Source organism: Gemmatimonadota bacterium (assembly GCA_016719105.1).
GTDB lineage: Bacteria > Gemmatimonadota > Gemmatimonadetes > Gemmatimonadales > Gemmatimonadaceae > SCN-70-22.
Genome location: JADKAQ010000002.1, coordinates 118,482 through 142,184, shown reverse-complemented (window position 1 = coordinate 142,184; position 23,703 = coordinate 118,482). Strand labels below are relative to the sequence as shown.

General features: G+C 69.5%; 19 protein-coding genes and 1 riboswitch. Of the genes, 5 read left to right on the top strand and 14 right to left on the bottom strand.

The window, feature by feature from the left end:
• Positions 1–67 precede the first annotated feature (67 nt).
• Positions 68–1,315, top strand: a complete 1,248-nt coding sequence (locus IPN47_04250; GenBank protein MBK9407259.1) for a glycosyltransferase — start codon at positions 68–70, stop codon at positions 1,313–1,315.
• Here the strand turns inward: IPN47_04250 and IPN47_04245 are convergent.
• The 14 genes from IPN47_04245 to wecB all read right to left on the bottom strand — a co-directional run bounded on the left by IPN47_04245 (position 1,312) and on the right by wecB (position 18,733).
• Positions 1,312–2,049: a hypothetical protein gene (locus tag IPN47_04245; GenBank protein ID MBK9407258.1), complete on the bottom strand. Its 738-nt coding sequence runs from the start codon at positions 2,047–2,049 to the stop codon at positions 1,312–1,314. The two genes, IPN47_04250 and IPN47_04245, sit on opposite strands and share 4 nt — an antisense overlap.
• 81 nt (positions 2,050–2,130) lie before the next feature.
• Positions 2,131–2,622 (bottom strand): polysaccharide deacetylase family protein, encoded by a 492-nt coding sequence (locus IPN47_04240; GenBank protein MBK9407257.1) that lies wholly within the window; start codon positions 2,620–2,622, stop codon positions 2,131–2,133.
• The gene (locus tag IPN47_04235; GenBank protein ID MBK9407256.1) at positions 2,564–2,857 is read right to left on the bottom strand and encodes a polysaccharide deacetylase family protein; all 294 of its coding nucleotides are present in this window, start codon (positions 2,855–2,857) and stop codon (positions 2,564–2,566) included. The genes IPN47_04240 and IPN47_04235 overlap by 59 nt, the downstream gene beginning before the upstream one ends.
• A gap of 253 nt (positions 2,858–3,110) precedes the next feature.
• Entirely contained in the window at positions 3,111–3,965 is an 855-nt protein-coding gene (locus tag IPN47_04230) for a hypothetical protein (GenBank protein MBK9407255.1), read from the bottom strand.
• The gene (gene asnB / locus IPN47_04225) at positions 3,935–4,999 is read right to left on the bottom strand and encodes an asparagine synthase (glutamine-hydrolyzing) (protein ID MBK9407254.1); all 1,065 of its coding nucleotides are present in this window, start codon (positions 4,997–4,999) and stop codon (positions 3,935–3,937) included. Before asnB ends, IPN47_04230 begins: the two co-directional genes overlap by 31 nt.
• Positions 4,999–6,204 carry a glycosyltransferase gene (locus IPN47_04220; protein ID MBK9407253.1) on the bottom strand — a complete coding sequence of 402 codons (1,206 nt, stop codon included), beginning with the start codon at positions 6,202–6,204 and terminating at the stop codon, positions 4,999–5,001. Before IPN47_04220 ends, asnB begins: the two co-directional genes overlap by 1 nt.
• Complete coding sequence (locus IPN47_04215; GenBank protein MBK9407252.1) at positions 6,201–7,637, bottom strand: O-antigen ligase family protein; 1,437 nt, start codon at positions 7,635–7,637, stop codon at positions 6,201–6,203. Before IPN47_04215 ends, IPN47_04220 begins: the two co-directional genes overlap by 4 nt.
• 162 nt (positions 7,638–7,799) lie before the next feature.
• Positions 7,800–8,264, bottom strand: coding sequence for a hypothetical protein (locus tag IPN47_04210; protein MBK9407251.1), 465 nt, complete (start codon positions 8,262–8,264; stop codon positions 7,800–7,802).
• Entirely contained in the window at positions 8,264–9,277 is a 1,014-nt protein-coding gene (locus IPN47_04205) for a hypothetical protein (protein MBK9407250.1), read from the bottom strand. Before IPN47_04205 ends, IPN47_04210 begins: the two co-directional genes overlap by 1 nt.
• A 161-nt stretch (positions 9,278–9,438) precedes the next feature.
• Positions 9,439–10,980: a hypothetical protein gene (locus IPN47_04200; protein ID MBK9407249.1), complete on the bottom strand. Its 1,542-nt coding sequence runs from the start codon at positions 10,978–10,980 to the stop codon at positions 9,439–9,441.
• A gap of 120 nt (positions 10,981–11,100) precedes the next feature.
• Entirely contained in the window at positions 11,101–11,709 is a 609-nt protein-coding gene (locus IPN47_04195) for an Ig-like domain-containing protein (protein ID MBK9407248.1), read from the bottom strand.
• A gap of 244 nt (positions 11,710–11,953) precedes the next feature.
• Positions 11,954–16,012, bottom strand: a complete 4,059-nt coding sequence (locus IPN47_04190) for an Ig-like domain-containing protein (GenBank protein MBK9407247.1) — start codon at positions 16,010–16,012, stop codon at positions 11,954–11,956.
• A gap of 24 nt (positions 16,013–16,036) precedes the next feature.
• Positions 16,037–16,126: riboswitch (cyclic di-GMP riboswitch) on the bottom strand.
• A 297-nt stretch (positions 16,127–16,423) separates the two neighbouring features.
• Entirely contained in the window at positions 16,424–17,557 is a 1,134-nt protein-coding gene (locus tag IPN47_04185) for a glycosyltransferase (protein MBK9407246.1), read from the bottom strand.
• Between the two features lie 72 nt (positions 17,558–17,629).
• Complete coding sequence (gene wecB / locus IPN47_04180) at positions 17,630–18,733, bottom strand: UDP-N-acetylglucosamine 2-epimerase (non-hydrolyzing) (GenBank protein MBK9407245.1); 1,104 nt, start codon at positions 18,731–18,733, stop codon at positions 17,630–17,632.
• Between the two features lie 284 nt (positions 18,734–19,017).
• Here wecB and IPN47_04175 point away from each other — a divergent pair, with 284 nt between their 5' ends.
• From IPN47_04175 to IPN47_04160, 4 genes are read left to right on the top strand one after another with little or no spacing between them, the layout of a single operon-like run.
• A complete protein-coding gene (locus IPN47_04175; GenBank protein MBK9407244.1) occupies positions 19,018–20,412 on the top strand; it encodes a VanZ family protein in 1,395 nt (464 codons plus the stop codon).
• 43 nt (positions 20,413–20,455) lie between these two features.
• A complete protein-coding gene (locus tag IPN47_04170) occupies positions 20,456–21,622 on the top strand; it encodes a glycosyltransferase (protein ID MBK9407243.1) in 1,167 nt (388 codons plus the stop codon).
• Positions 21,612–22,274: an acyltransferase gene (locus tag IPN47_04165; GenBank protein ID MBK9407242.1), complete on the top strand. Its 663-nt coding sequence runs from the start codon at positions 21,612–21,614 to the stop codon at positions 22,272–22,274. Before IPN47_04170 ends, IPN47_04165 begins: the two co-directional genes overlap by 11 nt.
• A complete protein-coding gene (locus IPN47_04160; protein MBK9407241.1) occupies positions 22,271–23,608 on the top strand; it encodes a glycosyltransferase in 1,338 nt (445 codons plus the stop codon). Before IPN47_04165 ends, IPN47_04160 begins: the two co-directional genes overlap by 4 nt.
• The last annotated feature ends 95 nt before the right edge of the window (positions 23,609–23,703 follow it).

The following is a 23,703-nucleotide window of genomic DNA, read 5'->3' as shown; positions in this document are numbered from 1 at the left end:
CGCGCGCAGGACGCCACCACTCCCCGGTCTCGGGAAACCGGGGCTGCGCGCGGACCTTCGAGACGACATGACCGTTCTGTGGTTCTCACACTTCGTTCCGTGGCCGGCAACCGGCCACGGGGCGCTCGCGCGTTCGTTCCACCTGGTTCGCGAGGCGGCCAGTCGGCGTGAGCTGCATCTGCTCGCGCTCGCCCCGCCCTCCCCCACCGGTCCCCAGACCGAAGAGACGCTGGGCGCCGCGCGGGAAGGGCTGGAAAGATACTGCGCGAGCGTCACCCTCGTCGCCACGGCGCAAGGTGGGGGCCGGATGTCGCGGGCCGTGAGCGCGCTCGCCGGCTGGCCGTCGTCGCGCGCGTATTGGGAGCGCTGGTACTGGTCCCCGGAAGCGCAGTCGCAGTTGGTGGCGCTCCAGGAGCGCGTGCACCCGGACGTCGTGCACCTCGACACGGTCTTTCTTCGCCCCTACGTCGAGCAGCTGCAGGCGCCGTTCGTGCTGAACCACCACAACGTGGAGTCGCACCTGCTGGCGCGCCGGAGTGCCAACGGCAGTCGCGCGGCGCGCGCCTTCTACGCCCGCGAGGCGCGCAAGGTGACGGAGGCGGAGCGCGTGCTGTCGCTACATGCCGAGACGAACGTCATGGTTTCCGACACCGACGCCGAGCGACTGCAGTCCATCGTCCCGGGGGCGAGGACATGCGTGGTGGCCAACGGGGTCGACCTGGACTTCTTCCGCCTCCCTCCGGTCGCCGAAGCCAGTTCGCGTGAAGCGGTCTTCCTGGGCGGGATGGACTGGTTCCCCAACAAGGATGCGATGGAGTGGTTCGCCACCGACATCTGGCCGGCGCTCGCGGCGGCGCCGGGTGGCGTGCTCGACCGCATGACCGTCGTCGGGCGTGAGCCGGCCCCCCTGCTGCGCACGGCGGCCGCCGCCGACCCGCGCATCGACGTGACCGGCTTCGTCGACGACGTGCGCCCGTACGTGGCGCGCGCGGCGCTCTTCCTCTGTCCGATGCGTGTCGGGGGCGGAACGCGACTCAAGATCCTCGACGCGCTGGCGATGGGGCGCGTGCTCGTGTCGACCGCCGTCGGCGTCGAGGGGATCCCGATGCGCGAGGGCGAACACTACCTGCGCGCCGAGACGCCGCAGGAGTTCGTCGAACAGATGACGCGCGCCGCCGGCGACCCGGCGCTGCGGGACCGACTGGGGGCGGCCGGTCGCGCGCTGGTCGAGCGCGAGTACGGCTGGGCACCACTTGGCGATCGCCTCGACGCGGCGTACGCCTCGGCCGCGCGCGGGACGCGCGTCGCGACCTAACGAGTCGCGCCCGCCGCGCGCCGACGGGCGGCCACGACCGCTCGCAGCCGTTGCAGCTCCCGACGAGACGGGATCCGATTGGCCGGAGTCGACGCGTGCGGCTGCGGTCGGGGCTCCGCCTCGCCACGTGCGAGGGCGAGCGCCGTGCGGCAGATCAGCTGCAATCCCAGCGGGCGCAGGACCTCGCGCCAGACGCGGTCGGCGTACGCCACCGGATCACCGGCCGGGGCCGGGTCGAGGGGGCACGTCCCCTCCGCGTAGATTGCCCCTGCATCGAGCTCGGCGCTCACCTGGTGCACCGTGACCCCCACCTCGCGCTCGCCGGCCATCAGCTCCCAGAACGCCGGGGGTGCGCCGCGATAGGCTGGGAGCCGTCCGCGGTGCAGGTTGATGCTCCCCAGCCTCGGTATGTCGAAGGTCTCCGGCTTGAGGATGTTTGTCCCGTCGAGCACGGCCAGGTCGAGGTCGAGCGACCGCAGGAGCACCCGGCACGCCTCGGCGTTGAGCGACGCCACCTCGTGCTGCGGAACGCCCGGCACCGGGACCGGCGCGGGCCGAGCGCCGGTGGCCGCCCCCCCCGCTCGCGTCGCCGTGCGCCACACCGCAGCGGCAATACCCACGGCCCCATCGCGTCGCCAGGTGCGCTTCAACTTGTTCGTGAGCCCGGGGCGCGGCAGCGGCGCGCGCACCACGCCCACGACGGTCAGCTCGGGGATGGCCGTGAGCGCCGCCACGGTCTCCCACGCAAAGTCCTGGCAGGTGAGGATCGCTACGCGAAAGCCGCGGGGCCTGCACCGCGGCGTCCGGGCGCGGCGTCATGCCGCCACGCTCCAAAGCCCCGCAGCGCGCAACCGAAAGACGGCATCATCGGTGTCCCGGTCGCCCACGACGAGCCGGCGAAGGGCGAACGGTTGGAGATCGCGCCGGTTGATTCCCTCGATCGTCGAGACCGCCGCCGTTCCACCGTGGCGCCGCACCGCGTCGACCGCGCGCGCGTCGAAGTCGATGGCGCGGCCGTTGGGATAGGCGAAGGTGCGTGTGATGGCATCCACTTCCCGGGCCACCCGATCCATCGACATGCCGATCTCCGCCTCCACGTCGGCGTCAGGCAACCGCGAGACGATGGGATGCGTGACCGTGTGTCCTCCAAAGGTCAACAGCCGGGATCGCGCCGCGGCGCGCACCTCATCCCAGGTGAGCATCGCGAAGTCGAGGGCGTGACGCGCGAGCGACGACTGGACGCGCGCGTCATTCGCCACCTCCTCGCGGAGCTGCGAAAGGAGCGCCTCCCGATCGCCCGACGCCATGCGCTTGAGCGCCTCCTGTCCAGGCGCCACGGGGGCGCAGCGATCGGCGAGCCAGCGGGGCGCCCGCACCCAGCGGCTGCAACACGAGATCGAGCCAGGTCGTCCAGAGCAGGGCGCCGGAGTCGAGGTGCCCGGTGGTGAGGTAGATCGTCGCGGGGAGTCCAAGCGCCTGCAGCACCGGGAGGGCGAGCGTCGCGTTGGAGCGATAGCCGTCGTCGAAAGTGATGGCCGCCATGGGGCGGTGCCCTTCGCCTGCCGACAAGCGCGCCAGTGCCTCGTCGATGGGATACCGTCGTACGACGACCGCAACCAGCGCAGTTGCCGTTCCAGCGCCGACTGCGGCAGGAGCAGCCAGTGGCGACTCGCCGACTCGTCCGGGCGTATCCCGTGATAGCACACCACGAGCAGCGAGGGGACGCGCGCTCGCCGCGCCATGGCATCGACTCCGAGCCCGCACGCCGCGTGGGCGATGGCCCGACGCACGCCGCTCACGCGCGATACACCGAGGTGAGCCAGCCGTCGAGCACGAGGAGCGCATACAGCCGGTCGGCATGATCGCGCACGTGGTGCAGGTGCTCGTCGACCAGGCGCTGGATCCCCTCGGGGCGCAGCACGCCTAACGACCGCAGCGCTTCGGACTGCGGGAGCTCCATGAGCCGCGTGCGCATCCCCTCGCGCAGCCAGCGATGCACGGGCGGCGTGAAGCCCTGCTTGGGGCGCTCGAAGAGCGCCGGCGGGACGTAGCGCGCCAGCAACGTCCGCAGCACCGCCTTCCCGCCGCGCTCGTCGACCAGGAGCGCATCGGGGAGCGACAGGCCGAATCGCAGCACCTCCTGGTCCAGCAACGGGGCGCGCGCCTCCAACCCCACTCCCATCGTCGCCACGTCGACCTTGGCGTTGAGGCAATCCGCCAGGTACGTGCGCATGTCGACCCACCGCATGCGGCGGAGGGCGCTCCCCTCGGTGCGATCGAACAGCGCGATCATCCCCGACGGATCGATCGCCCCAGCGCGGTGCCGCTCGTACAGCGCACCGGCGTACAAGCTGCGCCGCTCGGCGGCGCCGAGCAGGGTACGAAGCGCGGCGTATCGCTGCGCATCGCTCCCCGGTTCGAGCGCGCGCAGGCCGCGCGACACGCGGCCGCGCTGCCGTGCGAAGGCGCTCCGTGCTCCGCCAGGCGCAATCAGCTGCGCCGCGGCCGAGGCGGCCCCGGCGGGGATCATGTTGCCCAGGCGGCGCACCTTGTGGAACGTCTGGTACCACGAGTAGCCGGCGAATCCTTCATCGCCCCCGTCACCACCCAGCGCCACCGTCACATGCTGCCGAGCGTACTGCGCCAGCACCGAGGTGGGGATCGCCGAGGAGTCGGCGAAGGGCTCGCCGAAGTGGCGGATGAGGGTGGGGAGCCGGTCGGTCGAGGCCGCGGGGGCGTCGATGATGGTGTGAGGCCCCGAGGTGCTCGGCCACGCGTGCCGCGAAGCCGCTCGTCCGACTCGACGTCGTCAAAGCGGATGGAGTAGGTGTGCAGCGTCGCGTCTTCCTGCATCGCCATCGCCGTCACGAGGCTCGAGTCGATCCCGCCGCTCAGGAAGATCCCGAGTGGGACATCGGCTCGCAGGCGGATGCGCGTCGCCTCGCGCAGCATAGGGAGCAGTGCGTCGGCCGCGTCGTCGAGCGATCCCTCGAAGGGGTCACGATCGGCGGCGAGGTCCCAGTACACGCGGCTGTGTGCGCCATGCTGGTCGAGCGTCATGACGACCGACGGCTCGAGCTTGTGGATCCCGGCAAAGATGGTGCGCGGCGCCGGGACCCAGCCGAGCGTGAGGTAGTCGTCCAGCGCCGCCATGTCGAGGGTGCGCGGGGCACCTAACGCGGCGTGTACGGCCTCCAGCGAGGAGGCGAAGTAGAAGATGCCATCGCGCACGGACCAGTAGAACGGCTTCTTCCCCACGCGATCGCGCGCCACCAGGAGCTGCTCGCTGCGATCCCAGGCGGCGAAGCAGAACATCCCGCGCAGGCGCTCCACACAGGCATCGCCCTCGCGGGCGATCAGGTGCAACAGCACCTCGGTGTCGGATTGCGTGCGGAAGGCACACCCATCGCGCTCGAGCTCGGCCCGCAATTCCTTGTAGTTGTAGATCTCGCCGTTGAAGACGAGGGCGAAACGCCCATCAGGCGAGAACTGCGGCTGGTCACCGGTCGCGAGGTCGATGATGGCCAGGCGTCGGTGCGCCATCATCACGCGCCCTGTGGGCGACGTCCACAACCCCTCGCCGTCGGGGCCGCGATGCGCGATGCACCGCGACATTTCCTCCACCACCTCGCGCCGCGGGGCGGCGGAGGGCGAGAGCGCGACGGCGCCCGCGATGCCACACATCAGCCGGCGACGGAGACGGCGTGCGCCCGCACGCGTGCATGAATGGCCTCGAGCGCGCGCACGCGTGACTCGAGCGAGAAGCGGGCGATGATCGCCTCGCGATCCTCGGCTACGCCGGGCGCCTCGCGTTCGGCGATCCCGCGCGCGATGGCGTCGGCCAGGGCGCGCGGATCCTCGGGTGGGACGATGATCCCGGCGCGCGCCCCTTCGAGCACGTCGGGCACCGCCCCCACGCGCGTCGAGACCGCGAAGCGGCCGTGCCGGAGCGCCTCGAGGAGCACATTGGGGAGCCCTTCGCTGCGTGACGGGATCACGAGCAGGTCGATGGCGCGATACAGCGCGCCCACGTCGTGGACCTGTCCGAGGAAGCGCACCTCGTCACCTAACGAGAGCGCCGCGGCCTGCGCCTCGAGCGCCGCCCGCTCCGGGCCGTCGCCCGCCAGGAACAACTCGAAGGGAACTCCCTCGGCCTTGAGCAACGCCGCGGCCTCGAGGAGGATGTCGACCCCCTTCTCGGGACTCAGGCGCCCGATCGCGGCAAGGCGCGGGACCGTCGGCGGCGGGAACAGCGGCGCGCCGCCCTGGGCCCCGGCCACCGCCCCTTCGTCCAGCACCGCGTTGAAGACCAGCTCCGCACGCGCGCCAAGGTCCTCGAACAGGGCGAGCTGCGGGCGCGACATCACGACGACCTGGTCGGCCGAGCGCAGGAGGCGACGGTCGAGCGCGTCGTAGAAGCGCACCTTCCAGTCCTCGGCCGTCGCGCCATGGTAGAAGCCCACCCAGCCGCCGGCGTACCAGCCTAACGCCCGCAACGACCGCACGATCGCCGAAGGGCGATAGCCGTGCGTCTGCACGACCGTCGCCCCGGCACGCGCGAAGGCCTCGCGCACGCGAGGGAGGACCGACATGTCGAGGCGCCCGGTCTCCTCGATCACCTCGCACGGCACGCCGCGCGCCTCGGCGTAGGCCACGAAGGGCGAGACCGGTCGTCCGGTGCGCCGGAAGGTGACGATACGGAAGGCGGTGCCGCGCGATCGCTGCAGGACCGCCTGCGCCACCAGCTGACGACCGGGGCCCGAGAGGATGACGGTGTCGATGACCGCCACGACGGAGGGGACCGCGCCAGCTGCAACGCCAGCGCGAACCTCGACACTACCTCCATCGCGCGGGCTCGCCCCGTGGCCGGGGCGCGCAGTGTCGATCACGGCGCGAACCGTCCGCGCTGTCCGGGCCACCCGGCGCGCGAGCGCCAGCCGCCGGCGGTGGCAGCCGGTCGGCGACCCGACTGGAGGGCGCCGGCGTACTGCGGCGCGGCAACCGGCTGCGCCGCCGGCACGGGCTGCAACTGCGGCGCCGATCCCATCGGCGCAGCGGCCCCACGATCCATCCCCGCCACGCGCCAGGCAAAGGCAATCAGCCCGAGCAAGCCGTAGAGGAGATAGAAGTAGGCGTGCGACAGGAACACGGCAGCCATCGCGAACGCCGCAATCGCTGCGACGTACTCCGGTCGGTTCAATCGTTCCCCCGACGCCGTGTCGCGAAATGACCGTCGCAATCTCCATCCCTTGTACAGCGCGATCAGGAGCATTCCGATGAACATGGATCCACCGGGGAGCCCGAGTTCGACCGTCGCCTGGTAGTAGGCGTTGTGCGCTGCCGACCATTTGCCGACTTTGCCATGCTCCTCGAGGTACTGTCCTTCCATGATCGGGAAGTTGGCGATCCCGACGCCCATGGCAGGGTGGCGCTGGATATAGATGTTGGCGCGTGCCCACACCTGTTTTCGACCGCTGTACTCGGTGTAGTTGTAGTCTTCCGTGCCGCTGACCAGGTCGATCATGCGCTTGCGAAACTTGTAGGGCGACACGTTCCAGATGAGCACCCCGCCGACGACAAAGAGGACGGCGTAGAGAAAGCGGCGCGACCCGCGCGACGCGATCAGGAAGACAAGCGCACCGAAGACAAGGGCAAGCGTCCCGCCGCGGGAGCCGTTCTTCACCACCCCGAGGGCCAGGATGGCCGAGGAGACGAACGCCAGCACGCGCCACAGCCCCTTTTTTTCCGTCTGCAGCAGGCCGGCGCCTAACAAGAACGTGATCGCCGCCATGGCGGAGTAGTCGTTGGAATCGAGGCCGCCGCCAAACGTGTAGAGACGCCCCCCCTCCATGACGCCGCCCGCAAACGCGACCAGCATGTGCGCGGCCATTCCATGCACGTACACGCGCTGCAGCCAACGCAGGTTGTCCTCGGTTGGTGCACACAGGAGCGGGGCGATGAGCACCGCGAGCTGTGTCACCACCGGCGTCGTGACCGAATCGACGGCGAGCCCGGGATACAGCGCGAACGGCACGCCGATCATCGCCCACACGTAGAAGGCGATCACGAGCTTCACCAACGGCTCCCGGAACGCCGCACGCCAGATATCCACCGGGGTGCGGGTAAACAGGTACCCCACCCCCAGGACGGACAGCAGGAGCGCAGGGCGGATCTTGGCGAGCAGCGGGACGAGCTCGTGGATGCGGACGGCGACGATGAGGATGAGCGCCATGGTGATCATGGGCGCCCGGACCTCGAAACGGCGGTAGAACTCCTCGGCGTACCCGGCCAGTCCAGGCCCTTGGGTCGTCGGGGCGTTCATCGCCATTGCGTTCGCTCGCTGTGCTCTCACCTGGATTCGTCCCGCTCGGAAGGTCGCCTACGCCGTCGTATCTGTGCCTCGGGCCTGCGGTTACAGGCATCGAACGTCATCTGCATTGCAAGATGGGTTCCGTCGCCCCCATCCCAATAAAGCCTCGGCTCATCACCCCGCCTTTCCGCCGCGCCGGTAGGCCAGATAGCGGTAAGACGTCGTGTAGAGCTGGTTGAACTGCTTGGAGCCCTGCAGATAGGTCCCACGCTGGATCGTCGCGAAGATCTGATCTGCGGCGTCCCGGTACCGCCCATCGCCCGTTTGCTGGTACAACCAGCCGTAGGTCGTGACGAACAGGCCGTTGAGGTCCGGGGCGCTCGACGGCCCCGAGTTGTTCCGACCGCAGCGGATCGACTGGTAGTTGAAGCTCCCGTCCGGGCGCCACTGCGTGGCCCACAACCAGTCCGCGTTCCGCCGTATGGAGGAGACGATGACGCTGTCCGCTCGGAAACGAGTATAGTAGCGAATCAGGACATCGTTCAGGATGCCGTTCATGTAGTTGATGCTGGACGTGCAGTAGCCGCCCCAGAGAAACGAGCCGTCCGGTCGCTGCGCCTTGAGGATCTGCGCCAGCATCAGCGGCAGGTCCCGTCCCCACCCTTTCGCGTACCCCGCCCCGGCGTCGCCGTTCTGGACCTCCCAGGCGAGCAGCGCCGCCGAAGCGAACGGGCCTGGATGCGACTCTCCATGTCCTGGTGATTCACCTTGCCGAGCGCGTTGCGACGGTAGTAGGAGCTCAGGATCTGCGCCGTCCGCTCGACCGCCTCCCGCGACCGCACATCGCCCGTGAGCAGGTAGTGCAGCGCCAGCCCCTCGAGCTGCGCCCAGTGATGCGAGCTGGTGTAGTTGTTCTTCTCGAGGTACTTGGTGCGATAGTCGAGCGCCATGAGCGTCGCGCGCTTCCAGTACTCGATGTTTCCGGTCCGCACCCACCAGGCGTAGTAGATCTGGACGCGATCGTAGTAGTTGCCCGCCGCCCAGTCGGCTCCGTTGCCGAGCCAGTGCTTGTTGGCCCATTGATCGAAGTCGCGCTCGTACTTGGTCCAGACCGCTCCCGCACGCCGGCTCTCGGCCACGGAGACCGTCTCGCCCACCAGGTCGGTCGAGATGAGATAGTCGGCGCTGGTCGGCAAGGCGACCGCTTCCGGATACGGCGGGATATCGAGCAGCTGGGCACGCCGTGGTCCCGTCGGGCTCCCCCCCCAAATCAACCAGGCCGTTACCCGGTCGCCCGGGCGCAGCACGGTTCGGAACTGCACCACGACCGACCGGAGCGAGCCATCGGCGTGCAACCCCGTCGTCCCGTCGATCGCCGCATCGACCGGCGCGCCATCCACGACCAGCCGCGCACCGCTCACGGCGTCCGGGCGTATTGCCCCCCGCCGCAACGGGATGGCACTCGAGACGAGCGCCTCGCCAGCCTGCCCGGTCAGCCGGGTCACGATCAGCGCGACGGAATCCGGCGTGGCGGAGGCTTTGCGCCCGTCCCCGCTCGGAGCGGTGGAGGGCATGGCGATCCCGCGCGAGATGGGGAGCGCCGAGCAGACGAGGAGCAGCGCGAGGCGGTAGGAAATCAGCGGGGTCGACATCGGGAACGTGAACACGGGGGTGAGAGGGCGGTCGCTCCTCAGCGGTGCATATTCTACACCGCACCGCCGCCGATCCCCTCGACCCTCGCCCGATCGCTCCGCCCGACCCCCCGTGGTCCCTTCCGGGGAGCGTCTCCCCCCGTCGCCCTTAGTACTACCGCCTATCGCCGGTAGAACAGGTACTTGTACGAGGCGGTGTATTCCTGGTTGAACTGCTTGTCGCCCGTCAGGTACGAGCGATTGACCCCTGAGGCGAAGATCGCGTCGGCCGCCTGCAGATAGGACGACTGCCCGGTCTGCTTGTACAGCCAGGAATAGGTGGTCACGTACAGCCCGTTCAAGTCGACCGACTGACCAGGGCCGGAGTTGTTCCGCGCGCAGAAGGCCGACTGATAGTTGAAGCTCTGGTCCTGCCGCCACTGGTTGGTCCACAGCCAGTCGGCGTTGGCCTGGATCGACGGGAGAATTCGCGGGTCGGCCGCGAATCGCTCGTGATAGCGGATCATCACGTCGTTGAGGAGCCCGTTCATGTAGTTGATGCTCGTGCGGCAGTAGCCGCCCCACTTGAAGGCGCGCGTGGAGTTCTGCGCCCGCAGGATCTGGCCGAGCATCAGCGGCAGGTGCGTGGCCCACGTGGACGGCGTGTAGGTCCCACCCCCGGGAGCCTGAATCTCCCAGGCAAGCAGCATCGCCTGCAGCGATCGCGCCTGGATTCGACTCTCCATGTCGATGTGATTTGTGTCCGCCAGAACCCCCTTTCGGTAGTAGGAGGCCAGCACGTCGGCGGTGCGCCCCACCGCTCGCTGCGAGGCGGGATCACCCGTGAGCCAGTAGTGATCGGCCAGCCCTTCCAGCTGCGACCAGTGGTGCGACGAAGCGTAGTTGTTGGGTTCCAGGTACTTCTGGCGATAGTTGACGGCGATCAGCGTCGCCCGACGCCAGAACTCGGGATTTCCCGTGCGTACCCACCAGGCGTAGTAGATCTGCACCCGGTCGTAGTAGTTGGTCGATGCCCAGTCGAAGCCGTACGTGGTCCAGTGCTTGTCGGCGAAGGTGACGAAGTCGTTTTCGTACTTGAGCCACGACGCGCCCATCGCCTTGCTCGTCGCCTGCGAAATCGTGGGGCCGACGAGTTCGGTGGCGATGAGGTAGGTCGGATCGGTCGGAAGCGCGACGGCGTCGGGCATCGACGGAATGGGCTGCGCCGACATGTGCTGTGAGCGCACCGTCCCCAATTGCAGCGTCGCCGCGATCCCCGTGGGCGGCACGTCGTACTGGAACTGCACGACGATCGAGCGCAACGAGCCATCCTTGTGCGCGCCGGCGGTGGGGGTCACCGAGATCGGCACCTCCACATCGTTGATCTTCACCAGCACGTTGACCAACCCTGAGACGGTCAGCATCCCGGGCATCAGCGGCACCGCGTTGCTGACGAGCACCGAACCGGCCCCCGCCGTCAGGCGCGAGACCATCAACGGCACCGACGTGGCGCTGACCGGGGGTGGGGGGGGCGGAACGACGACCGTGATGGCGGCCAGGGCGCTCACCGTCCCTGCGGTCGCCTTGATCCGAGCGCTTCCCGCGGCGAGTGCGTTCACCACCCCTGACGTCGAGATGCTCACCACCGTCGCGCCGCTGTCGACGCTCCAGGTGATGACCTCCCCCGTGATGACAGCCCCCGCCGAGTCCTTGGCAACGGCCACCGCCTGCGTCGCCTGACCGACCTGCAGCGTCGTGAGACCGATCGCGATGGCGAGGCTGGCGACGACGCTGCGGCGGCGGCGGGGGCGGGGCGGCGGCGATGGTGATCGTGACGGTCGAACTCACTGCACCGACGGCGCCGCGCACGACGCGGTCCCCGCCGCGAGCGCGCGGACCACGCCGGTGCTCGAGACGCTGGCGATGGTCGCGCCACTATCGATGGCCCAGACCACCACCTGCCCATCGACCACTGCACCGGATGAGTCCTTCGCGATCGCGCGACCCTCGGCCGACTCGCCGACCGTCAGCGAGGAATCGCTCAGCGAGATTGCCACCGAAGCGACGACGGGCGGTGGGGGCGGCGGGGGGGCGAGGACGACGACCGAGTCGCCTCCCGAGACGTTCTTGATCGTTGCACGGATCATCGCCGAGCCGGGGCCAACGGCTTTGACCATCCCCGAGTCGGAAACCAGGGCCACCGTCGTCTCGGTGGAGCTCCAGGTGAGCCCGTGGACAGCGACGGGATGCCCGGCGTCGTACACCGTTGCCGTCGCCTGAACCTCCGCCCCGATGGGAAGTTGCTTGGCCGGAAGTGCGATCGTGACCGCCACGGGGTCGTTGGTCGGTCCCGTGGAGAGCAGCGGGGGCTCGCCGTCACCGCCGCAGCCAACGGCCGCGCCGAGCGAGAGCGAGCACAACAGCTGAACGGCGGACCGCAGGATAGCGCGCATTCGACTCGTGACAGGGTCCTGCAGGACGGCCGCTGCAGGCAAGACAAGATCCCGTTGATGAGCCCCGCACGCAATGCCTGCGCGGGAGCGAGAGCAGAGTGCGAGCTCAGGCGCGAGCGCGCTGTGCCGTGCGGCACTTCCATCGACGACACCGACGCCTGAAGCCCCCCTGACATCACACAAAAAGCACAAAGCCTGCGCCCCGTGGTGGAGCGCAGGCCTTGAGTGCAGCGATTCGCTGTGCCTACTGCCGGTAGCTGAGGTACTTGTACGACGCGGTGTATTCCTCGTTGAACTGCTTGACGCCGCTGAGGTACGCCTTCTTGACGCCGCTGTCGAACATCAGGTCGGCCGCCTGCCGGTAGGTGGTCTGCCCGGTCTGCTTGTACAACCAGCTGAAGGTCGTGGCGAACAGGTTGTTCAGGTCGTGCGAAGCCGACGTGCTCGAACCATTCCGTGCGCAGTACGCTGACTGGTAGTTGAAGCTCTGGTCCGTGCGCCACTGGTTGGCCCACAGCCAATCCGCGTTGGCCTTGATCGACGGAAGGATGCGGCTATCGGCCTGGAAGCGCGTCGAGTAGCGGATCATCGCGTCGTTCAGGAGCCCGTTCATGTAGTTGATGCTCGTGCGGCAGTACCCGCCCCACATGTACGCGCCCTTGGTGTTCTGGGCCTTGAGGATCTGGCCAAGCATCAGGGGGAGGTGCGTCGCCCACGTGGTCGGGCCGTAGTTGGGCCCACCGGGCGCCTGGATTTCCCAGGCCAGGAGCATCGACTGCAGCGAGCGCGCCTGGATGCGGCTCTCCATGTCGATGTGGTTCGTGTCGTCCAGGACTCCCTTGCGGTAGTACGAGGCCAGCACGTCGGCGGTCTTGCCCACGGCCTTCTGCGACATGGCGTCGCCGGTGAGCCAGTAGTGATCGGTGAGCCCCTCGAGCTGCGACCAGTGGTGCGTCACGTTGTAGTTGTTGGGCTCGAGGTACTTGGTGCGGTAGTCGACGGCCGTCAGCGTGCCGCGGCGCCAGTACTCCGGGTTCCCTGTGCGCACCCACCAGGCGTAGTAGATCTGCGCGCGGTCGTAGTAGTTGGTGTTGGCCCAGTCGGAGCCGTAGAGCGCCCAGTGCTTGTCCGCGTACGTGATGAAGTCGTTCTCGTACTTGTTCCACGAGCCGCTCAACGCCTTGCTGGCGGCCTGCGTCACGGTCGGCCCGACGAGCTCCGTGGCGATCAGGTAGTTCGGATCGGTCGGGAGCGCCGCGGCCACCGGAGCCGACGGAATCGCGACGGCCGCCATGTTCTGCGAGCGCGCCGCACCCAGGTGCAACGTGGCCGCTACGCCGGTCGATGGCACGTTGTAGAGGAACTGCACGACCACGGAGCGCAGCGATCCGTCCTTGTGCGAACCGGCCGTCGCGGAGACCGCGATGGGGACCTCGACGTTGTTGATGCGCAGCAGGACGTTGCCCAGGCCGGTCGAGAAGAGCATGCCGGGCTGGAGCGGGATGCCGTTGGAGACGAGCACCGAGCCGGTGCCGGTCACGAGACGGGTCACCATCAGCGGCACCGCCGTCGTCCCGCTGGGCGGAGGCGTCGTGGGGGCCGCATTGACGGTGAGCGACGCGACGTTGCTCACGCCACCGACGGTCGCCATGATCTGTGCCGAGCCGGCCGACAGGGCGCTCACCAGGCCGGTCGAGTTCACGCTCGCGACCGCTGCACCTGACGAGATGCTCCAGGTCACGGGGTGACCGGAGACGACGGCGCCGTTGGCATCGCGCGCCACGGCCGTGGCCTGCCCGAGCTGGCCAACGGTAAGCGTCGAGAGATTGAGCGAGACCGAAACACTGGCCACGCTCACGGTCGACGCGGTCACCGACAGCGGGGCCGACCCCGTGATGCCGACGACGGTGGCGGAGATGTTCGCCGAGCCACCCAGGAGGGCGGTCACGTGGCCCGAGCCGTCGACCGACGCCACGGCGTTGTTCGACGACATCCAGGTGACCGTGAGACCCGACAGCGTGTTCCCGACCGAGTCGATCACCGTGGCCGTCGCGGTGGCGCTACCACCCACCGGCAGGGCGCTGTTGGAGAGTGCGACGAGGACCGTCTTGGGGCCGGTCGCGGTGACCGACTTCACGACGGTGATGCTGATGGTCGCGGTCACCGTGCCGCTGGTGGCCGAGAGGCTGGCCGTCCCGGCAGCGACGCCGGTGACGTAGCCGGTGGCGGACGACTTGGCGACGCTCGCGTTGGAGCTGGCCCAGGTCACCGTGCGACCGGCGAGCACGTTACCTAACGAATCGAACAGGGTGGCGACGACCTGCGTCCCCTGCCCCACGTTGATGGTGCTGCTGTTGGCCGTCAGGGTGATCTTGGCAACCGGGAGCGCGGTGGGCTGTGCGACCACGACGGTGGCGACACCGTCGGTGCCTCCCACCGTGGCGATGATCGCCGCCGAGCCGGCCCCGATGGCCGTCACGACACCGGCCGACGAGACGGAGGCAACGGCCGCGTTGCTGCTGCGCCAGCTCACCGGGAGACCGGTGATGATGGCCCCCTTCGACGACGTCACCGTGACGCTGCCGGCCGTCGTCTGGCCCGGGTTGAGCGCGGTGTTGGCGAGGGTGACGGCCACGTTGGCGACGAACGGTGCGGAGACGGTCACCACGTCGACCTTGGACTTGCCGCCCGAGGTGACGGTGACATTGACGGTCCCCGCCTTCAAGCCGATGACGGCGCCCTTGGGCGAGACATCGGCGACGGTCGGATCGGAAGTCGTATAGCTGAAGGTGCTCCCCGTCAGGACATTGCCGCTGGCGTCATACGCCTTGGCCGCGAGGGCGAGCGTGTCGTCGACGGCCACGGTGGCGGGCGCCGGCGTCACGGTGACCGAGGCGACAGGGACCTGCGTGACCTTGATTGGGGCGGAGGCGACGAGCGACCCCGCGGTTGCCTTGACGGTGGCCGTTCCGACCGCGAGGCCCGTGACGACGCCGGCCGCACTCACCGAGGCGAGGGCGGGCTGGACGCTGCTCCACGTAATGGAAGGCTGCGTCTTGAGGGCGACGCCGAGCTGGTCCTTGACCGTCGCGGTCAGCTTCGCGGTGGCGTTCAGCGGGACCGAGGCAGAGTCGGGCACGATGTCGATGCTCGTGGCCACCGGGACGATCACGGTCTGGTCCGCGTAGCCGACGATGGCGTCGACGATCGCGGAGATACGCGCCTTGCCGGCGGTGCGGGCGACGATCTTCCCCGTGGAATCCACGGTGGCGACCGACGGGTTGTTCGACTGCCAGGAGACGCGGCCGCCGACGACCGGCGCTCCGCCGGCGTCGAGGGCGATGACCTTGGCGACCTGCGTGCCGCCCACGGCGATCGAGCTGGCGGGGAGGGTGACCGCGACGGTCTGCGCGGGGCTCGAGCGAACGGTGATGGTGGCCGACGACGACTTGCCGCCGGTCGCTGCGGTGATGTAGGCGTAGCCGACCTTGTTGGCGGTGACCTGGCCGTTGCTGGCGACGCTGGCGATGGCCGGGGCGGAGCTGGTCCAGGTGATGGTGCGGGTCAGGATGCGGCCGGCGGCGTCCTTGACGGTGGCCTTGATCGTTTCCTTGATGCCGACGTTGAGGGTGGCCGACGACGGCGACAGGGAGATGGAGGCAACGGTCGTCGGGACGACGACGGCGTTGGCGACGGCGGTGTAGGCGCCGTAGCGAGCGACCAGGGTGACCTCGCCCTCGGCCAGGCCGACGAGGCGACCGACGGAGTCGATCGTCGCGACCTCGCGATCGGTCGACATCCACTCGACGTCCGACGCTTCCTGGCCGGCACCTAACGACTTGGCGATCTGTGCTTGCAGCTGCAGTTCATCGCCCTCGACGATCTGGATGAGGTCGGGGTTGATGACGAGCGGCGTTTCCTGCGCGCGGACCACGACGAAGCCGGTGTCGCTCGCGGCGCCCGACGTCGCCAGCACCGAGGCGCTCCCCGGGGCGATGGCCGTGACGACGCCGTTGGCGTCGATCTCGAGCAGGGTGGGCGTGAGGCTGCGCCAGGTGACGGGGAGGGAGACGACGTTGCCCGACTGGTCGAGGACGCGGGCGGCGAAGGCACGCGTGGTGCCTAACAAGATGGAGTCGCCGTTGGTCTGGACCTCGAGGGTGGCGGCGACGGGAGCAGCTGGCGGGGGCGTCGTGCTGCCCGGAGCTGATGGCGAATCGCCCGACGAGCAGGCGAAGGTTACGAGCGTACCCAGCGCAGCGGCGAACTGTGTCGCCTGCCGGCGGATCGATACTGCGGACATTCCCGGCCTCCAGAAAGTTCAGCGTTCGGTAGCCCAGCCAGCATGGCGATGTTGTATCGCTTTAGCTCTTCGGCTTTGCGTCCCCGTGTTTCCACGGGTTTGCCCTTCTCGCGACCGGCGTTTCCAGAAGTGGGGATGCCGGGCGACCCGAGGGATTCCGATCCGTCGCTGGGGGATCAGCCCTCGGTGGTAAGACGAGTCGCCCGCTCAAGCGTAACGAGCTAACTCATTGGTAAAGTGTCACTTAGCAAGCGCTCACGAGAGGGCGCACCACACACATTTGCGTCGCGTGGCATCACGGGGCGATGGTAGCGTGCATCACACAAATGACACCGCGGCCCCGGCGAGGGGCGCGGTGCGACGACCTTCACACGATTGTTGTGATCCAGTGTGACGTAGCGCGCAGAATCGTCAGCGCCACACGTCCCAGCGGCCGCGCGCCGCGTTATGCGCCGCGCGCAGCGCGGCGAACTGCAGGTGGAGCGCATCGACCAGCTGGATGGCGATCGCCCGCACGGGTCGCAGCAGCGTCATGCCGGCCAGGAGCAGGGCCCCTCCCGCCAGGCCGGCGGCCCCCTGCCAGGCCCATACCACGCCCGCCACGGCGAGCGCCGCCCCCGCGCCGCCCGCGAGCACCAGCCAGGGCGTCGTGAGGCGCAACAACTTGTGCGCGACGAACTGCGCCCACACCGGGTTGCGGCGCAGCTGCAACACTCCCGGGAGGAACGCACACACCTGGAAGACCCCGGTCAGCGTCCGCACCTTGCGCTGGAACTCCGCCGCCCGGGCCGGCGCGCGCTGCTCGTGCGCCACCGCCTCGGCACTCACCGCGATGCGGTGTCCGTCCAGCACCAGGCGCATCGGCGTGTACAGGTCGTCGAGGATCACCTGAGGCGGCAGCGGGGCCCACAGCGCACGGCGCATCGCCCACACCGCCCCCGTCACCCCAATCGAGGAATGCAGCGTGGCTTCGTCACGCCGCAGCCCCCGCTCCATCTGCCAGTACCAGCGCACCACCGCCGGCACCCCCGGCGGCAGCTCCAGCCATCCCGTCACCGCGCCGACCTCGGGTCGCGCCAGCGGCGCGACCAGCGCCGGGATCGTGGCCGGGGTGAAGCGCTGCGCCGTGTCGGCAAAGACCAGGATCGTCCCGCTCGCCGCCCGAACCCCGGCGTTCAGGTTGGCCCACTTGCCGCCAGGGGGATCGCCCACGACCACCCGGACGCGCGGATCGCCTAACGCGCCGTCCCCGTAGTCGCCCGGGTCGGAAGCGCCGTCGATGGCGACCACCACTTGCAGCTGGTCGGCCGGGTGCGCCGTGTCGAGGAGGTTGCGCACGCGTTCCGCCACCGCCGGCGCCGGCTCGCGCGTCGCCAGGATCACGCTCACGGAGGGGAGGGTCGACCAGGCAGGCAACACCCCCGGCGACCGCCGGCGGGAACGCCCCAGCCACCGGATGAGGGCGGGATACCCCCCCCACACGGCCACGGTGGCCAGGCCGCACACCACCGCGACCACGCCCCCCAACAAGACAGTCGGACTCATCGCCCTCCGTCGCGCGTCAGCGCGTCCCGGGCTGCGGCGATCTCCCCCCCGCCGTCACGACCGACCTCCCGCTCACGGCATCGCCTCTTCCAGCGCCCGCACGATGCGCTGGCTCGCCGCCCCATCCCACCCCTCCGGGGCTGCCTCACCCACGCCACGTCGCCCGCGCGCCAACGCCTCCCTCACCGACGCCACGACCCCGTCGCTGGTCGGCGGCCACGGCACCAGGCGATTGGTCCCCTCGGTGACCGTCACCGGTCGTTCGGTCTGCGCCCGCAGCGTGACGCACGGGACGCCCAGCACCGTCGTTTCCTCCTGCAGTCCGCCGGAATCGGTCACAACGACCGAAGCGGCGTCGGTCGCCGCCACCATCTCCAGGTAGCTGAGCGGCGCCATCACCGTGAGGCGCGCGAGCAGGGCGTCGAGCCCAAACGTCGCGAGGCGTGAGCGGGTGCGTGGGTGAATGGGGAGGATGACGTCGAGGTCGTGCGAGAGGCGCTCGAAGGCCTGCAGGATCCCGGCGAGCCGTTCCGGATCGTCGACGTTCGAGGGACGATGCAGCGTCGCCAGCACGTATGGACGCGCGGGGTGGCGCGCGAAGGCCGGGGCCGCCGCTCGCGCGCGTGGCAACGACGTGAGGAGCGAGTCGATCATCACGTTCCCCACGAACTGGCACCGATCGCTCCACAGCCCTTCGGCGCGCAGGTTGTCGACGACGTCGCGCGACGGCGTGAGGAGGAGGTCGGAGAGACGGTCGGTCACGACCCGGTTCACTTCCTCGGGCATGGCCCAGTCACCGCTGCGGAGGCCAGCCTCCACGTGCGCCAGGCGCGTCCCCAACTCGTGTCGTCGCTTGGAGACGACCAAGGCGACGGCGAGCGTCGAGTTCACGTCGCCCACCACGACATTCCAGTCGGGGCGCACCGCCTCGAGGACGGGATCGAAGCTCTCCATGATCCGCGCCGTCTGCGCGGCGTGCGAGCCGGAGCCGACGCCGAGGTGGTAGTCGGGGGTGTCGATCTCCAGCTCGCGCAGGAAGACCGCCGACATCGCCTCGTCATAGTGCTGCCCGGTATGCACGAAGACGGGGGCGTGCCCCCGCTCCCGCAGCGTCCGCAGGATCGGCGCGACCTTCATGAAGTTCGGGCGCGCCCCGGCGACGACTATCACCTTCATTCGTCCGCCTGCGAACAGGAGAACTGCGTCTCACGCAACGCGGTGGCGCGTGGGTGATCCATGGCTTCACGTCCGTGGTGCATCATGCCCGATCGTCTTTCCAACTGTCGAAGTTCTTGACGGTGCCTGCCCGTCCCCGCGGCGGGGCGGCGGTGGTTCCTGCCTGCGACGACGCCGCCGGGGGTGACGCAACGCACGCCCTCATGCTTGGCGCGAAAGGGGGGGCCGGAGAGCCGGATGCCCGTCGCGCCGCCTGCGGAACATAACCGGGGAGCGCACGATGCATGTTGCGCGCCCGCACGGCGATACGGCCGTTCCACGAACAGCTGTCGGCCTCCATCTTGCCGAGTGATGGGCAGGCCATCTCGGCATACCCCCTCATCCATTGGGAGCGTACCATCCGTCGTCCGACGTCCCTGCTTGCGATTGTCCTCGCTGCGGCAGCAATCGCCCTGCTCACGCTTCGGACGGGGGTCCCCCCGAACGCGACGGACGTCGTCCCGCCGTGGAGCTGCCTGGTGTGCGGCGGAGGGGGCGGTGCGGATGCACTGCTGAACGTGGCGCTCTTCATCCCCCTTGGCGCCGCGCTCGTCTCGGCCGGCCTGGGGGTGTCGCGTGCGTTGCTGGTCTCGCTGGTGGCATCGACGCTGATCGAGGTCGCACAGGCGACGATCGTCGATTACCGGTATCCTGCGCTGGGGGACGTCGTCTGGAATTCGCTGGGAGGGGTGACCGGAGCGCTGGGCATCACCCGGTGGCGCCAGCTCCTGCTTCCGGACCCTCGTCGGGCGGCGCGGCAGGCCTGGCGCGCGCTGGTGGGGGCCGCCGTCGTCGTGGCGATCACGGTCTTCGCGTTCCGGCCGATCGTCCCCATGGGACATTATCGGATACGGGAGTTCGACCGATGCGTCCCCCCCGTCGTCGACCGCGGACCGTGGCTCACCGACTTCAGGTACGGAGACGTGCTGGTTAGGCGGGGCGACGCCGTACCGGCGGCGACATTGCGCGACGAGTGGGATGGAGGCCAGCTGCGTGTGACGGGGCGCACCAATCCCGGATCGTGCGAGGACATTCTATCGCTAGTATCTTCCGCGTCTGGCGTGCCTGACGAGGTCGCGGGGATGAGTCGCGGCCTGACGAGCGTCAGCTTTCGCGTGCGGCTTCGCGCGATCGACCTGCGGCTTCGTCAGCCGTGGGTGAGCGTGCCGCTCGACTACGTCGCGCTGTACGGCTCGGCATCGGCACCGGTGGAGGGGAGGTACGGGAGGGGGCGGCTGTCGGTCGGATACGACGGACGGAATGGGCAGCATCGTTCGGAGATGCTGGTCTCAGCGGGATTGGGATGGGCGCTGCTGTATCCGTTCGCCGATGCGCTACGCCTCAAGTCGTCGTGGATGAACTTCGTGTGGATCTGCCTCCTGACCCTGCCGATCGGCTATTTCATGTTTGCCTCACTGATGGGGGGCGTCCCCCGTGCTCACGAGACACCGCGCCACGGGACGCGGGGCGTCGTCGCACGCGTGGCGCTGGTGGCCGCGGTGATGGCACTGTCGGGGATCGTGGCGGTGGGGCACGTCGTGCCGCTGGAGATTGCGGCGGCGCTCTGCGGGATGATCGTGGGCGCTGGCATCCATCAAGTGGTGCGCGGCGTCGCCGAGACGTGGAGCGCGGCCGCGTGAGCATCACATACCATTTCAATGAACGCGGGCACGGAGGGGGGCGATGACCGCCGCTGCTCCCCGTGCTCTGGATGCCGGCGCCCTGTCTCCGACGCCGCGACGCATCGAGATGGTCGTACCGTCGCTCGTCACCGCGGGGATGGAGATGGTCGTGGCGACGCTCATACGCGCGCTCGCGCGCCGCGGACACGAGGTCGGGGTGACGTGCACGCATGAGATCGGCGCGATCGGCGAGCAGCTGCAATCCGAGGGTGTGTCGGTCGCGCTCGTCCCGGCCCCCGGGGTGCTGACGAACTTCTGGCCGCGCGACCTGGCCCGTTGGTTTGCCAGCCGTCGACCGGACATCGTGCATGTGCACAGCGGCGTATGGCTCAAGGCCGCGCGGGCGGCGCGCCTGGCGGGGGGGATCCCCGTGGTGCATACGGTCCACGGGCTGCTCGATGAAGAACCGTGGCACGAGCGCCCCATCAAACGTGCCGCGGCACAGCGGACGGCGGCGATCGTCACCGTCTCGGAGGCGTTGCGGCGCGACCTGCTCGGGCGCGTCGGGGTCACCGATCCGGCCCCACAGGTGATCCTCAACGGGATCGACACGCATCGTTTCGCCCCCGGGGCGCACTCGACGGTGCTCCGCCGCCAGATGGCGGTGGACGATGCCGCGCTGGTGATCGGGCACGTGGGGCGCATGGCCCCGGTGAAGAACCAGCGACTGCTGCTACAGGCCTTCGCCCGGGTCGCACCCACCCATCCCACCGCGCACCTGGCCCTGATCGGCGACGGGGAGCTGCGGGGCGAGCTCGAGGCGCTGGTGGATGCGTTAGGCATCCGCGCGCGCGTGTGCTTCGCCGGCGAGCATCGCGAGGTGGCGCCGCTGGTGGCCGACCTCGACATCTTCGTCCTCTGCTCCTTCTCCGAGGGCACCTCCATCAGCCTGCTCGAGGCCCTGGCGTCGGGCATTCCGTGCGTGGCCACCGCGGTCGGCGGCAACGTGGCCGTGCTGGATCAGGGGGCGGCCGGGCGGCTCGTCCCGTCCGATGATGTGGAGGCGCTCGCGCGCGCCCTCGACGAGCTGCTCGCGGCGCCCGCGCTTCGACACGACCTGGGGCGGCGCGCACGGGAGCGGGCGCTCGATGCCTACAGCGAAGCAGCGATGACGCGCGCGTACGAAGCCGTGTACGAACGCGCGCTGGCGGCTCGTCATGCCCTCTGAGTCTGGCGGCCACGTGGTGCAGCCGCGCGCCGACGCGCGCCTTCCGGTAGGCGCACCCATCAAGGGAGCGGTCAACGCGGCCTTCACCGTGCTCGCCCTTCCCTGCGTCGCCTGGTACCACCTGTGGGCGTCCGTCGCTCCGTCGCGCGCTGACGTGACGATGCAGGGTGTCAGCCAGCTCCTGGGACTCGTGCCCGGGGTGATCGGGGGCTTTGTCCGGCGCGCCTTCTATCGCCGCACGCTGCGCCGCTGCGGCGCCGAGGTCAGCATCGGCTTCGGGACGATCATCGCCACGCCGGACGTCGAGATCGGCGAGGGCGTGTACATCGGGCCGTTCTGCAACATCGGCCATGCCTCGATCGGTGACGACACGCTGCTGGGGTCCAACGTCACGCTGCTGGGCGGAACCCGTCAGCATGGGATCGCGCGACTCGACATTCCCATGCGCCACCAGCCTGGCGAGTACCGTCGCATCAGCGTGGGCCGTGACGTCTGGATCGGGAATGGGGCGATCGTCGCCGACGACGTCGGCGAGCAATCCGTCGTCGGGGCCGGGGCAGTCGTGACCAAGCCGCTCGCGCCCCGCTCGGTCGCCGTCGGCAACCCCGCGCGCGTGATCGCCGAGCGTGGATCGAGCGAGGGGGGCGCGTGAAACCTAAGCGGCCGATGCGGGTCCTCCTGCTCACGCGATTCTACGCGCCGTCCCCCGAGGTCGGGGCCTTGCGCCCGGCGAAGCTCGCGGCGGCGCTCCGGGCGGCAGGGCATGAGGTGACCGTCGTGACGGCGACCCCTGCGGCGGCGGGTCTGGGGGGCGAGTCGTTGCGCGAGATCGTGCGCATTTCGCCGCACCCGAGCCCGCGCGAATGGCTGCTGCGCACCAAGGCACTGGTGACGGGGACGGCGCGCACCGACGAGCGCAGTACCACGTCGACGACGACGCTGTCGTCGGCGCCGGCCCACAGCGGGCTGCTGGCACGGGCGCGTTCGCTCCTGCTCTCCTTCGCTTGGCTCCCCGACGACCAGCAGGGGTTGATCCTCCCGATGGTCAACGCCGTGGTCGAGGCAGCCAACGATCGACGCTACGACGTGCTGGTGTCCACGGCGCCGCCGTTCTCCACGCACCTGGCGGCGCTCGTCGCCAGCACCATCACCGGCATTCCGTGGGTCTGCGAGTTCCGCGATCCGTGGATCTACGCGGGGTCCGCGACCAGCGACATGCACCCGTACGCGAGCGCCGTGAACCGCTGGCTGGAACGACTGTGCCTGAAGCGCAGCGCGCAGGTCGTGGCCGTGACCGAACAGACCGGGGCGCTCCTCGCCGCTCGGCGCTCGGCGCTTTCACGTCCGGCACCGGTGGTGATCCTCAACGGAATCGACCGACTGGAATCACACGAGGCCGCGACGCGGATCGCAGGACCGGTGCGCGTGCTCCACGCCGGGAACCTGTACGCCGGCCGTGACCCGCGTCCCTTCCTGCACGCCGTCGCCCGACTGCGGCGCGCGGGTGCGCTCCCGTCGACAGGGGTGCAGGTCGACTTCGTGGGCGAGGCCGAACGTTACGACGGGATCTCGATGCAGTCGCTCGTCGACGACCTGGAGCTGACGTCGATCGTACGCCTGCGCGGGCGCATCCCGCATCAGGAGTCGCTCGCGATGCAGCACGCCGCCGACGTGTTGCTGCTGCTCGCGCAGCGCCAGCCCATCCAGGTTCCCAACAAGCTGTACGAGTACTTGGGCGCCGCCCGGCCGATCGTCGCCTTCGTCGATGAAAAGGGCGAGAGCGCTTCGATGCTGCGCCGGGCGAACGGGCACTTCGTCGTCACCGAGGACACGCCGGACATCGACGCCGTCGTGCGGGCCGCGCTGGAGGCGCCGATCAACAACTGGCGACCGGCCGATCGCGCCCTGCTGGAGACGTGGACGACGGAGGTCCAGTTCGCCCACTACGAGGCGCTGCTCTCGCGGCAGTTCGGCGGCCCTGCCTGACGAGACGGCGGGATGCCGGTGGCCGCGCGGCGAGCGGCGGTGCCACACAAACGGGGCGCCGACATGCCGGTGACCTAACGAGCGGCGAATCGCGC